This window comes from Vibrio nereis NBRC 15637 (assembly GCF_001591105.1).
Taxonomy (GTDB): domain Bacteria; phylum Pseudomonadota; class Gammaproteobacteria; order Enterobacterales; family Vibrionaceae; genus Vibrio; species Vibrio nereis.
In genome coordinates this window covers 132,079-145,194 of record NZ_BCUD01000002.1, presented here as the reverse complement: position 1 = coordinate 145,194, position 13,116 = coordinate 132,079, and the positions used below count along the sequence as shown (strand labels likewise).

At 48.7% G+C, this 13,116-nt stretch carries 12 protein-coding genes; 5 read left to right on the top strand and 7 right to left on the bottom strand.

Translation table 11 applies throughout. The features are described 5' to 3' along the window. Nucleotides 1-159: 159 nt before the first annotated feature. Both VNE01S_RS03545 and VNE01S_RS03540 read left to right on the top strand, forming a co-directional pair. Nucleotides 160-1,473: a DNA-3-methyladenine glycosylase 2 family protein gene (locus tag VNE01S_RS03545; protein WP_053396145.1), complete on the top strand. Its 1,314-nt coding sequence runs from the start codon at nt 160-162 to the stop codon at nt 1,471-1,473. Further along, nucleotides 1,470-1,946, top strand: coding sequence for a methylated-DNA--[protein]-cysteine S-methyltransferase (locus VNE01S_RS03540; RefSeq protein ID WP_053395993.1), 477 nt, complete (start codon nt 1,470-1,472; stop codon nt 1,944-1,946). Before VNE01S_RS03545 ends, VNE01S_RS03540 begins: the two co-directional genes overlap by 4 nt. 40 nt (nt 1,947-1,986) lie before the next feature. Here the strand turns inward: VNE01S_RS03540 and nhaD are convergent, their stop codons facing one another. The 3 genes from nhaD to VNE01S_RS03525 form a co-directional block, all read right to left on the bottom strand. After that, complete coding sequence (gene nhaD / locus VNE01S_RS03535) at nt 1,987-3,423, bottom strand: sodium:proton antiporter NhaD (RefSeq protein WP_053395992.1); 1,437 nt, start codon at nt 3,421-3,423, stop codon at nt 1,987-1,989. Nucleotides 3,424-3,603: 180 nt separating this feature from the next. After that, a complete protein-coding gene (locus VNE01S_RS03530) occupies nt 3,604-4,920 on the bottom strand; it encodes a chymotrypsin family serine protease (RefSeq protein ID WP_053395991.1) in 1,317 nt (438 codons plus the stop codon). A gap of 201 nt (nt 4,921-5,121) precedes the next feature. Further along, on the bottom strand, nt 5,122-6,426 hold the full coding sequence (locus VNE01S_RS03525; protein WP_053395990.1) for a dicarboxylate/amino acid:cation symporter: 1,305 nt from the start codon (nt 6,424-6,426) through the stop codon (nt 5,122-5,124). A 450-nt stretch (nt 6,427-6,876) separates the two neighbouring features. Between VNE01S_RS03525 and VNE01S_RS03520 the strand changes: the two genes are divergently transcribed. Both VNE01S_RS03520 and VNE01S_RS03515 read left to right on the top strand, forming a co-directional pair. Next, nucleotides 6,877-7,200, top strand: a complete 324-nt coding sequence (locus tag VNE01S_RS03520; protein WP_053395989.1) for a heavy metal-binding domain-containing protein — start codon at nt 6,877-6,879, stop codon at nt 7,198-7,200. A gap of 32 nt (nt 7,201-7,232) precedes the next feature. After that, entirely contained in the window at nt 7,233-7,688 is a 456-nt protein-coding gene (locus VNE01S_RS03515; RefSeq protein WP_053395988.1) for a YaiI/YqxD family protein, read from the top strand. On the opposite strand, the gene VNE01S_RS03510 is transcribed toward VNE01S_RS03515, so the two are convergent. From VNE01S_RS03510 to VNE01S_RS03495, 4 genes are all read right to left on the bottom strand, one after another. Next, on the bottom strand, nt 7,682-7,891 hold the full coding sequence (locus VNE01S_RS03510; protein ID WP_053395987.1) for a hypothetical protein: 210 nt from the start codon (nt 7,889-7,891) through the stop codon (nt 7,682-7,684). The two genes, VNE01S_RS03515 and VNE01S_RS03510, sit on opposite strands and share 7 nt — an antisense overlap. Before the next feature lie 93 nt (nt 7,892-7,984). Beyond that, nucleotides 7,985-9,229 (bottom strand): ABC transporter substrate-binding protein, encoded by a 1,245-nt coding sequence (locus tag VNE01S_RS03505; RefSeq protein ID WP_053395986.1) that lies wholly within the window; start codon nt 9,227-9,229, stop codon nt 7,985-7,987. Between the two features lie 2 nt (nt 9,230-9,231). Next, entirely contained in the window at nt 9,232-10,662 is a 1,431-nt protein-coding gene (locus tag VNE01S_RS03500) for an ATP-binding protein (protein WP_053395985.1), read from the bottom strand. Then, entirely contained in the window at nt 10,652-11,359 is a 708-nt protein-coding gene (locus VNE01S_RS03495) for a response regulator (protein ID WP_053395984.1), read from the bottom strand. Before VNE01S_RS03495 ends, VNE01S_RS03500 begins: the two co-directional genes overlap by 11 nt. 240 nt (nt 11,360-11,599) lie before the next feature. Here VNE01S_RS03495 and ptsG point away from each other — a divergent pair, with 240 nt between their 5' ends. Further along, entirely contained in the window at nt 11,600-13,042 is a 1,443-nt protein-coding gene (ptsG, locus tag VNE01S_RS03490; RefSeq protein ID WP_082331703.1) for a glucose-specific PTS transporter subunit IIBC, read from the top strand. Nucleotides 13,043-13,116 lie beyond the last annotated feature (74 nt).

Below are 13,116 nucleotides of genomic sequence, written 5' to 3'. Positions count from 1 at the left end.
TTAGATGAGTTTTCACCTTTAGCCAACTCAATTCAGTGCCGAAAATGGCTAGTGTTTGAGCCAAACTGATTTAAACTTGCCTTAAGTCATCGAAATTGCAGGGAAATACACTTGGTTGAATTATCACCTCTGACATTGAAAGAGTTTAAAAGTGCGCGAATGGCAAGAGATGCTCGCTTTGATGGTCGCTTTTATATTGCGGTGAAAACCACGGGCATATTTTGTCGTCCCATTTGCCCTGCAAACTTACCCAAAGAAGAAAATGTCGAATACTTCTTAGATAAAGCGCAGGCGTTGCAAGCAGGCTACCGCCCATGTTTACGCTGCCGGCCAGACAGTGCACCGAGTTCGTGGGCTTGGAAAGGGGTAGAGACCACTTTTTTGAGAGCGCTAAAGCTGATAGAGCAAGGGGAGTTGCAATACTGTCGTTTGTCGGAGTTAGCCAGCCGATTAGGGATCAGCGATCGCTACCTCAGGCAGCTATTTCAAACCCATTTAGGGATGTCGCCAAAGCAGTACGCGTTATACCACCAACTGATGTTTGCAAAACAGCTACTCCATTCCAGCACGATGTCGATCACTGAGGTTGCGTTTGCCAGTGGTTTTCAGAGCGTCAGACGGTTTAACGATGCATTTAAACAGGTGATTAAGCTGACGCCGACACAAGTGCGTAAAGACGCGCATAGCCAAGTGGAAACCAACTATATTGATCTCGCTTTTAAAGGCCCGCTTGACTGGCAACACATGCTGGATTTTTATCGACTCAGGGCAATAGATGGCATTGAGTTGGTGGATGAGACCAGTTACCAGCGTTCGTTTATTCTGGAGCAAAGCAAGGGGTGGTTTAAGGTTTATCCGGTTAAAGCTGGGGTTATGAGAGTTGAGTTTCAGCTCGATGATACGCGTCAGTTAAAAGCTCTGGTGAACCAGCTAAGACGAATGTTCGATTTGGACACCGATATTGTGCATATTGAACAACAGCTGCAGCAACTTGACGCGAAGTTCGTTCAGCGTACTGGTATTCGTATCCCTGGTGTGTGGAATACGTGGGAGGCAGGTGTGCGGGCCATTTTAGGTCAGCAGGTATCTATTAAAGCGGCGATAGGACAACTGAACTTGCTGGTGAAAACCTTACAGCCAAATAGTGTCACTCATTTCCCTCTGCCTCATGAAGTCTGTCAATCGGACTTAAGCTTTCTGCGTATGCCGCAAAGTCGCAAAGATACTTTGGCCCGTTTTGCTCGCTTTTTAGTGGATAACCCTGATTCGTTGCCGGAGCAGTGGTTAGAACTGAAAGGGATTGGTCCTTGGACGGTTAATTACGCACGACTGCGAGGGGCGTCTGAGCCAAACTGTTTTCTGGAAGGTGATCTGGTGGTGAAAAAAGCCGTCGCTCAATTTCCGTCTATTCATACTCAAAGCGTTTCTCCATGGGGGAGTTACGCTACTTTTCACTGCTGGAGCCATGCATGAAGACTTACTACATCATCATTGATACCCCGCTTGGAAATATGACGATTCAAGCCAATGATCAAGGTTTACTCGGGGCATGGTTTGAAACACAGACGACGCAGCCAGACAGCTTAGGCCAACTCGCTGAACATCAGCCTATCTTGTTACATGCAGCCCAACAGCTACAAGAGTACTTTAGCGGGACAAGACAGGACTTTTCACTGCCTTTAGCGGCGCAAGGAACCACTTTCCAGATGCAAGTATGGCAAGCGCTTACTACCATTCCTTACGGCGAAACTTGGAGCTATCAAGATCTGGCTAATGCGATTGGCAACCCTAAAGCCGTTAGAGCGGTAGGTTTGGCGAATGGCAAAAACCCTATATCTGTGATTGTACCTTGCCATCGCGTGATCGGTAAAAATGGTAAATTGACCGGGTATGCGGGTGGTGTTGAAAGAAAAGAGAAGTTGCTGCGTCTTGAACGAGCGATATAAGCGACCAGAGAGGCGACGAGCGCCTCTCTGTTAAGCTAGGTTACCCAAATAACTGAGCATTGAGTAACATATGGACAGCAATACTCATGATGTAGCCAAGGGCAATAACAGGCATCCATTTTAAATGGCCGAAGAAGGTGTACTTACCGTGGGCAGCCCCCATAAGCGCGACGCCCGCGGCAGAACCAATGGAAAGCAAACTACCGCCAACCCCTGCCGTTAAAGTAACCAGCAGCCAGTTCCCCATTGACATCACTGGCTCCATGGTGAGCACGGCAAACATCACAGGAATGTTATCGACAATGGCTGACAAAACCCCAACCATCACGTTGGCCCACATAGGATCCCATTGGGAGTACATCACTTCTGAAATAACACTCAAATAACCCAGTAAACTCAGCCCTCCTACACACATCACGACGCCGTAGAAAAACAGTAAGGTGTCCCACTCGGCGTGGGAAACGCGTTTGAAAACATCAAAAGCAACCACAGAACCAAGGCGCTTCAATGCTTGTTCATCACGATTGGCAATAGCCTTGGTGGCTTTCTTATGCAATGACGCTTTAAGGGTTTTACGTAGGAAAAAGCCAAAAAATTGTAGGTATGCCAGCCCCATCATCATCCCCATCACAGGAGGGAAGTGAAGTACCGCGTGGAATGCAACGGCAGTAGCAATAGTCAAAATAAACAGTGCCACAATTCGACGCGCGCCTCGCTTCAACTCAACGTGCTGGTGGACCACATTCGGCTTCATTCTCGGCACGAACAGCGACATGATAAACGCCGGAACTAGGTAATTGACGACGGATGGCAAGAATAGCGGTTGAAACTCAGAGAAGGAGACATGACCCGCCTGCCAAACCATCAAGGTGGTGATATCACCAAACGGACTAAATGCGCCGCCCGCGTTCGCGGCAATAACAATATTGATACAAGCAAGGTTGATGAACTTTTGATTGTCTCCCGCGACCTTCATGATCACCGCACACATCAGTAGCGCGGTGGTTAAGTTATCTGCGATCGGAGAGATAAAGAAGGCGAGGAGGCCCGTTAACCAAAACAGTGTCTTAAAGTTAAACCCTTTGCTGACCATCCAAGCTTGCAGTGCATCAAACAGCCGCCGCTCTTCCATCGCACTTATGTAGGTCATCGCAACCAATAGGAACAACAATAGTTCAGCGTACTCGAGTAAGTTGTGTTCCAGAGCTGCTTGAGCAACTTCTATTTGACCGTGTTGCGAGTAAACATAACCGATCATGGCCCAAATTAGCCCCGCAGCCAGTAGCACAGGTTTGGACTTTTTAAGTTGTAGATACTCTTCGAGCATAACAAGGGTGTAAGCGCCACCAAAAATAAGTAGGGCGGCATAGCCAATCGTGGATTGAGTCAGTGGAAGCGCTTCATGAACTCCACTGGCAGCGAAACTAGGTAAAGGAAGCAACAGCAAGGTAAAGATGGCAAACCACTGCATTGGCATACTTACACTCCTTAAAAGAAGGTTCTTGTTATGATGAATTCATTCTAGTCAGGATTAAGCAAGGGATGTGTGAGGTAGATTGGATATGATTGAAATGTAGCCATTTTATTGTTGTTTGTTATAAATTGTGGTGGTTGTAAGCCCAGTCGAATAACTGGGCTATTAAAATCAAAAGTTGAATTAAAAATTGACGTTTACACGGTTTGAGCAGGTATCTCCATCTTGATTGCAAACCCAATAAATGTATGACGCGCCGCCTTTTTGATTGATGTCGTCTAAGTATCTTGTGCTTTCTACCGATTGCAGGATTTCTGAATCACGGTACACGTCCACGGTGCCGGTAGAACCTTTCCATTCTAGTAATGCTTTTTGTAGCCCCTTCTCTTTGTAACCATAAGCACTAAGTTCAATAGTGCTAGAAGGTGGAGGTGTTGATGTGTCTGAGTCGATGCTCACGCCAAAGTACTTCAGCACGGTGTCAATTGGTGTGGCTATGGTGTAGGACGAAGAGCCGGCAAAGAGCAATCCCACCGGAGAATTATCCATAGCGACGATCAAAGAGCCAGAGTCTCCACCCGCACTAAACGTTCCCGGAGTTATCACAAATTGGTCCACGAATGTGGCCGATTTAGTACAAATGAGCACGCCTTCATAACAGACACTGATGGTGGCATTGACCGAATCTACCACGCCTTGGGTAAACCCAGTGGTACGGCCATATTTTTTCACCTCTTGAGTCACGAAAGGGGAAACGGTGACACTATTAGGTGTTCCATAGCCTCCTTCTGGTGTGGAAGTGGTGAGGTCATTTTCAGTTGTTAGTGAAAGTGCCGCATCCATTTGGTTTGCTGTACCGCCAAAAACTATCTCGGCAAACTTAGTTAGGTGTGCAAAGGTGTCATTAGGTTCAGATCCACCATCTAAAGGACCAGGTTGCAAGATAGGATCGCCGATTACCGAGTCGTTTGAGTTAGCAAATACGTGATTATTACTCAATGCATACACGTTATCGCCGTCCGTTACTCGTGCGCCAATTGTGCCTGCGGTAATGTCGGGGTGGCCACTGGAAACACCAATGGGTACCGGGCGCATAAACCTGGCTTTAGGATCAATGACGGTTTCTGTGTTTTCTTCGTCACCCGAGCATTCAGGTGGTCGTTCAGACGGTGGTCCCCCGCACAAAGGTTTAGCTAAAGAATAGAAACGACCTGTAAAGACTGGTTTTACGGGTACTTGCTCTAGTACTTTAGGAATATTTTTGGCCATTGGCGTTTCAGTGAATACCACGATGACGCCTTTTCCATTTTGATCGAATGATAACCCGTGTCCTACAACCCCTTCAGATTGCATTAGGCTATCACCATATTTTTCTTGAACTTCTTGGGCGATGACAAGCCCGGGTGGTATATCAAATGGTGAAGCAGCAAGTGCTGTAAACGATAAGGTGACGCTGGTAACGAATGTGATCAACGTTTTTAACCAAAGCCTGTTCTGCATAATAAATCTCCCCCAAAAGTGCTATTAACTTTATTGTTAATTGTGGGTGAGATAGCAAAATCTGCACGCTAAATTTCGTCAAAAAATCGTGGCGCGTCGATACGGTATTGATATTAAGAGGAAATTGGTCAAAAGATTATTGGCGCTTAAATAAAAAGCCCTCGATATGAGTCGAGGGCTTTAACAGAATTGAATGGGCGCTTAAGCTTTCGCTTGGCTTAAATGCACTTCTTCCTCTTGCTCGCCAGCTTGCGGATCATTGAAACGCTCTTCGTTAAGCGCGCCTTCAGATTTCGCCACAATCACCGTGACTGCGCTGTCACCTGTGATGTTCACTGCCGTACGAATCATATCAAGCAGACGGTCAACACCCATGATCAGAGCAATACCTTCAAGCGGCAGACCTACTTGGTTGAGTACCATCGCCAGCATTACTAGACCAACACCCGGAACGCCCGCGGTACCGATTGACGCTAGTGTCGCCGTCATGATCACCATTAGGTAATCACCCATGGTCAGGTCAATGTTGAACGCCTGCGCGATAAACGCCGTTGCCACACCCTGCATGATTGCGGTGCCGTCCATGTTTACAGTTGCACCCAGCGGCACGGTAAACGAAGACACGCGGTTTTCTACACCCATGCGGTTCTTCACGGTTTCCATCGTTACAGGGATGGTTGCGTTGGAAGAAGCGGTAGAGAAAGCAAACATCACAGCGTCTTCCATTTTCTTCAGGAAGGTGATTGGGCTAAGGCCAGTCAGCCCTTTAAGCATCACACTGTAGGTGACAAGGCCGTGGATAAGCAAGGTACCGGCGAGAACAAGGAAGTACTCTGCCAGGTTAATGATTGCGCTTAAACCCAGTCCCGTAAACAGCTTCGCCATCAAGAAGAACACACCATAAGGTGCTAGATTCATCAAAATAGCCACCAACTTCATGATCACTTCGTTAAGATCAGAGAAGAAAGAAGCAATACGCTCACCCGGTTTACCCGCAGCACTGATCGCAATGCCGAACAACACGGCAAACACAATCACCTGAAGGGTTTTGCCTTCGGCCATCGCGCTGATCGGGTTGGTTGGGAACATATTGATGATCACCTGACCAAGTGACGGTGCTTCTGCTGATTTAAATGAGCTCGCAGCCGTGAGATCGGCTCCTGCACCTGGCTGGAAAAGGTGTCCCATCGTCAGTGCTAGCGTGATTGCAACCGCAGTCGTGGTGATGTAAAACGCCAGTGTTTTACCTCCCATGCGCCCTAGGGTAGACAAGTCTTTTAGCGAGCTTGTACCACAAACAAGGGAAACAAATACGAGAGGGACGACGAGCATTTTTAAGCTGGCAACAAAGATTTGCCCACCAACTTCAAATAGTCCATTAACAATGTATGTGTCGACAAATCCGTTGTCGGCAAAGAGGGTGCGAATTGCAAACCCCGTCAAGATACCCGCTACCATGCCCAGAATTACGCGACTGGTTAGCGACATCGGTTTCTTGGTATTCATTAGAACACTCCTTATAGTTATGCACCTTGAGTTCACTTCAAGGGGGGAAGGAGGGTAGCAGGCGTTTTTAATAATAAAAAAGCAAATAAGATGTTTAGGTGTGTAGATGTGAGTTTTGTCACTATAAAATCCTGTTATTTAACATTTATTAAACCAGTATGGTGAATGGTTTTTTCCGTTTCGATTTGTTTTTAACACCGAATCCTTGCCTTATTAAACATTCTAAATTTCCCATTACGTGAGAGATCACATGCATACTCGGATGAGCTTATACTCTAAAGTGCATATATAGTCACAGACTGTTCATTCCTAACCGTTTTTAGCCATTCACCGTGCTACAAGGATTGTGTTTGTTGAGTCTCATTGTTGGGAGGGCGTGTTACTCCTTTTTCGATTATTCTGCTTAAATTCCAGACAGAAACGAAGATTCAAATCATAAGGAGATAAACCATGATCAAAACAACAACGTCAGTCGTAGAAGGCAAACCTGTTCAAGACTATCTGGGTGTTGTGGTTGGCGAAGCGATACTCGGTGCCAACATTTTCAAAGATATGTTCGGTGCTATCCGCGATGTGGTTGGTGGACGTTCTGGCGCATACGAGCGAGAAATGGGTAACGCGAGACAAATCGCTTTTTCAGAAATGGAAGAACAAGCGCGTGCTCTTGGCGCAGACGGCATTGTCGGCATCGATATCGATTATGAAGTGATTGGTAGCGGCGGCAGTATGATGATGGTGAGTGTCAGTGGTACTGCGGTGAAATTTAAGGTCTAATACGCGCACTACCAGAATGAAGGAATGAGTGAATGAAAATTTGGGTTGATGCTGACGCGTGTCCCGTCGTAATTCGAGAGGTGTTGTTTCGTGCTTCGGAGCGTACTGGCGTAGAAGTGACCTTAGTGGCGAATCAGTTTATTCGAACTCCGGCATCACCTAAAGTGACCATGCTGCAAGTGCAACAAGGCTTTGACGTGGCAGACAATGAAATCGTTAAGCGTTGTGAGGCTGGCGATATGGTCATCACCAGTGATATTCCACTGGCGGACGAAGTGATCACCAAAGGCGCGCATGCCCTTAGCTCACGCGGTGAACTCTTCACTAAAGAGAATATAAAATCGCGTTTGAACATCCGTGATTTTATGGAAACCATGCGTAGCAGTGGTATTCAAACTGGTGGCCCAGCGCCATTAAATCAAGCCGACAGGCAGCAATTTGCTAATAATCTAGATAAGTGGTTAGTACAGTGGAAACGCGCTCAGTAGCCCAGTAATGACTGAACCCAGCCAATAATCAGCCCCAGCGCGGGCGCAAATAAACACAGGATCGCGACGACAGCCAGTATCGCGATCCTTTTCCATGATTTCGCGGCCTCTTGCGCGAAACGCACTTCCATCCAAGAATCCGAACCGACCAGCATGGCATCTTCTTGTTTGGTGTTGGTTTTTTGCTTTTCGTATTGTTGCATCAAAGGTCCAAAACACGTTCTTTGAAGTCAAACTACATCAAACCGTTCACGCAAAGTGGTGACTCACTCACACTTGAGAATCACCTTGTTCGATCAGTTGCTTTTTGCGATCGCGATAATACGTTTAATCAGCTCGTCAGGCTTCATATTCGGATTGCGGTAAAAACGGAATATTTCCGAGTTTATCGCTTGCTGAGCAACCGGATTGACCGCCATCGAATCAATCATACTCGGCACAGCAAGGTTATGTTTAACGCCGTAGTGAAAGTCTTGATATGACTGGACCTGACACGGATTAAAATCGCTGATGTCGATATCGGTGCGTACCGGAATCGAGCCTTTTACCTTATTGAACTTAGCTTGAAACTCGACGTCTGCCAACGCGCTTGCGGTTTGCAGAGCCGCCTCGGAAGAAAACGACTTGCTCGACATAAACACCAAACTGTCCATGTTGTAGAGGAATACACCATCGCTGTCAGGCGTTGGGTAACAGCCGACCTCTTGCGGAACTGAGACTTGATTGGCGAGCAGCTCACCCAAAATCCAATCACCGCCGATTTGAAACAGCGCCTGACCGTCGGCTAGTGCTTGGGTCGCCGTATCCCACTTACTGTCGGGTAATTGGTTGTCGATCAACAAACTCAGGCGGCGAAATTGCTTCAACGCTTGGCGCAGTGTATCGCTGTCGATGCTGTCTCGCTCAAGCTTAACCATTGCATTGGTGTAGAACTCAACGCCGCCAGTGGAGATCACTAAGTTCTCGAAAAGTTGGGCGACTTGCCACGGCTGCTCACCGACCGCGATCGGTACGATACCGTTTTGCTGAGCAAGCTCCATGGCAGCGAACATCTCTTGCCAGTTTTTCGGCGCGGACAGATTCAGTTGTTTAAGCAGCTTGTGGTTGACCCATAACCAGTTCAAACGGTGCAGCGTAAGTGGCAGGGCGATATAGCCGTTTTGTGTTTTATTGATTTCGATAGACAGCGGGTAGAGCACCTCGTCCCAGCGCTGCTCATCCGCTACCGCGTTGACGTTGTGCAAAATACCGATGGCATCCCACGCTTTAATACTTGGCCCTTCGATTTGCGCGAAGCTCGGTGGATTGCCCGCCAGCGCGCGAGCTTGCAGTACCGTCATCGCGCTGTCACCACCACCGCCTAACACCGGGCTTTGTAGCAGTTCAATATCGTGCCGTTTTAGCTGAGCTTTAAGTGTTTGCAGCGCTTGCTGCTCGCCGTCAGAAGTCCACCAATGTAAAAACTCTACCCCTTGTGGCGATTCAGCGTGAGCGACGCAAGGGGCGAGCAACAGTGGGAACAAGAATGCCAGTTTGTTCATAGTCAGTCTCTCGGGAAAGTCAGTGTGGCGCAGAGGCCGCCAAACTGAGAATGGCTCAGCAACAAGTTGCCGCCATGAGCCTTTGCAATACTCTGTGAAATGGTTAACCCCAGCCCACTGCCTTCTTTATCGTTGCTAGCGCGAAAATATGGCTGGCAGAGCTTTTCAAGTAATAAATCGTCAACACCGTCACCGTGATCTTCAATTTCAATCTGGATCGACTCTGGGCTTTCACTCAGCGTAATGTCCGCTTGATGGCCGTATTTGAGCGCGTTATCGACCAGATTCTGAATGCAGCGTTTAATCGCTAACGGTTTACCAGCAAAGTGGGTGCGGATTTCACCGTGGATGCGAATTGTGTCCGGCGCATCGGCGATATTGGCGGAAATGTGCTGAATCAGTTGGGTGAAATTGATCGGCTCGATTTCCTCGTGGATATCTGTCTCTTTAATGCATTGCAATGCTCCTTTGACCATCAAATCTAGGTCGTTACTCAGGCGGATAAAGCGTTCTCGGTCGGCGTCGTCATCCAGCATTTCCGCCCGCAGTTTTAGGCAGGCTATCGGCGTTTTCAGATCGTGGGAGATGGCGCTGAACAGCATTTCGCGGTCTTTAATGTGGCTGTCGATGCGTCGATTCATTTTGTTAAACGCACGTACCGCCGCTTTCAGTTCGTTACTGCCTCGCTCAGAGACTTCGGGCACGTCTAATCGACTCGACATCAGGGTCGCGGCTTTTGCCAGCTCGCGAATCGGTTGAATTTCTTTGCGAACGATAAACCAGGTACACAGCAACAGCATTAGCGCGGACAGCAATAGCGTCAGCCATTGGCGCAGCTCAAAATAGTTAGTCTCTAGGTTGATGTAAGGCGCGGGTAGCACCGCCGCGAGATAAAACCATTCGTTCTGCGCGACTTCGACCTGCATCACCAGAATGGGTGGATTGAGGTCACCAAACGAAAGCGAATAATGCGCCCACAATAGTGGCAGTTCATCGATAGGTAGCTCGTTGTTGAACACTTTGAGTTTGTCGCGCTGGGTGAACTCCACCTCGATATTAGGAATGCCGCTCAGCTCGCTTTCTAATACCTCGCGAACTTGGTTGATGACCAACGTTTTGCGTTCGCTCTCCGGCAGCGGGTCGACCTCAATCTGGTGATTGTTGAGTGAGACGAAAAAGCGCGTGCCACCCATGTTGCGCAGTTGATTGAGCACTAAGTGGCGATATTCAGGAGGGAGGGTTTGAAAGAAAGCGATGGTGGAAGAAGCGCTCAGTGCTAAGCTTTTGACTGTGGTGGTCAGGCCCTCTTTATCGCGTTCGCTGGCGTGTTGATACCAGATAATCCCGGATAATACCTGCGCCAGAATGATCACCAGCAACAGGAACACACTGGTGCGAACGACCAGTGATCCCGTCCAGCGTTTAATTCTCATAATGCACGTCCGTGGTCAGCATGTAGCCTTTGTTGCGCACCGTTAGGATCAGCGAGCGGTCTTTATCTTCAAGGTGATGACGCAAGCGGCTGATCTGCACGTCGATGCCGCGTTCAAACGGGTCGGCATCGCGTCCCCAGATCTCGCGCGCAATGTCATCGCGCGACAATATTGATTGTGCGTGGTTGACGAACAAACCGAGCAGCGACAAATCCGCGCCACTCAGTTGCTTAACCTCGCGGCTAGCAACGTGGGTCAGTTGCCGGGTTACGGTATCTAACAACCAATCGTCAAAACGCACTTTACGCGTCAGTTTGCTATTGGCGGTCGTTTGGCTGCGTCTCAGAATCGTTTTGATGCGCGCGAGCAGTTCACGCGGACTGAATGATTTGGTGATGTAGTCGTCAGCGCCCATTTCTAGCCCTGCGACTCGATCGGCTTCTTCGGTGACGGCGGTCAGCATGATGATCGGAACATCGGAGTTTTTGCGCAGTTTCTGGCACAGGGTAAAGCCGTCTTCTCCGGGCATCATAATATCGAGGATGATCAAATCAGGATGGTGATCGTTGAGCAGTTGCCACATCACGCTACCGTTTTCTGCACAAAGTACATCAAACCCGGCTCGACCAAGATAATCCGACAGCGCTTCACGAAGGTCGAGGTTATCATCGACGACCAGTATCTGCTTGTTTTCCATCCTTCTCTCTCCCACCTCTCGTTGGTTAATATGATGCATTTTTAAGCGCGCACCTACAATCGAGCTGACAGCAATTCTCACTTCTTAGTACGAAAGATTTGTAAGTAGCCTCTTACAAACTGGTTGCCTTTTGTAACCTTAAGCATTGCCTTGCTCGCTATGATCATCCTGACCTTACGTGAAACAACATGACCTGACGGAATCAGGTCCTACAACACTGGCATTCGTCAGGAGGAAACCATGTTTGCAAGTATATTTGGACAACTACAAAAAATAGGGCGGTCATTGATGCTGCCTGTGGCGGTGTTACCTGTGGCCGGCTTGATGCTGGGTATTGGTAACGCGGGTTTTGCGTTTATTCCGGAGGCAGTCAACAAAGTGATGCTCGCCGCCGGTGAAGGCGTGTTCGGCAACATGCAGTTGATGTTTGCGGTCGGTGTGGCGCTCGGGCTATCAAAAGGCAATGACGGTGCCGCTGCGCTCGCTGGCTTAGTTGGCCTAATTATTATGAACGCATCGCTCGGTATCGTGACTGGCCTGCGCGGCCTAGAAACTGACGCCACCATCATGGGCGTTGAGACGCTGCAAACCGGGGTGTTTGGCGGCATCTTTATCGGTGCGGTCGCGGCAATCATGTACAACCGCTTCTACAACATTAAACTGCCGGAGTACTTGGGCTTTTTCGCGGGTAAGCGATTTGTGCCCATTGTCACTGGTTTATCGGCGATCGCCGTGGGTGCGATTCTCGCGTTTGCATGGCCACCTGTCGGACAACTTCTTGATGCATTCTCTCATTGGGCAGCGTACCAAAACCCTGTACTCGCGTGGGCGGTTTACGGCGCGGGCGAACGTTCATTGCTCCCTGTTGGTTTGCACCACATCTGGAATGCGCCGTTCTTCTTCGAAGTCGGCAGTTACATAGACCCAGAAACAGGTAAAGAGTTTACCGGTGAGCTCACTCGCTTCTTCGCGGGCGATAAAACCGCGGGTTATCTGTCTGGTGGCTTTATGTACTCCATGTGGGCGCTACCAGCAGCGGCATTGGCAATCTACCACTGCGCCTCTCCAGAGCGTAAGAAAATCGTCGGCGGTTTGATGCTATCCGCTGCTTTTACCTCTTGGTTAACTGGTATCACAGAGCCAATCGAATTTACCTTCCTATTCGTCGCGCCAGTGCTGTACGTGATCCATATTTTCCTCACCGGTATTGCGTTTGCGATCACCGCGTTTTTGGAAATCAAACACAGTACCGACTTTGCTCACGGCGCGATCCAGTTCTTCCTTTACTACCCAATGTCGAGCAACGCATGGCTGTTCATCATCATTGGTCCAATCTGGGCGATGCTGTACTACGGCTTGTTCCGCTTCCTCATCGTGAAGCTGGATCTCAAAACGCCGGGCCGTGAAACCGACATTGCAGAAGTGAAGATTGCCGGACAACCTGATGAAATTGCGGTGGATGTAGTGGCTGCATTGGGCGGTAAAGCCAATATCAAGTCAGTCGATGCGTGTATCACCCGTCTGCGTGTCTCGGTGAAAGACATTGCTAACGTTGATGTTGCTAAGCTAAAAGCACTTGGCGCGCGAGATGTGTTAGTGATTGGCGACAGTTTACAAGCGATTTTCGGCACGCAGTCTGACTCAATTAAGTCAGAGGTGCACAGCGTACTCGCCACCTCCTGATCTTACCTTCCCCCAATCTAGGTAAGATTTGCCAACCTCCCAGTGAGGTTGGCTTTTTCGTTGTTGTAAGGATA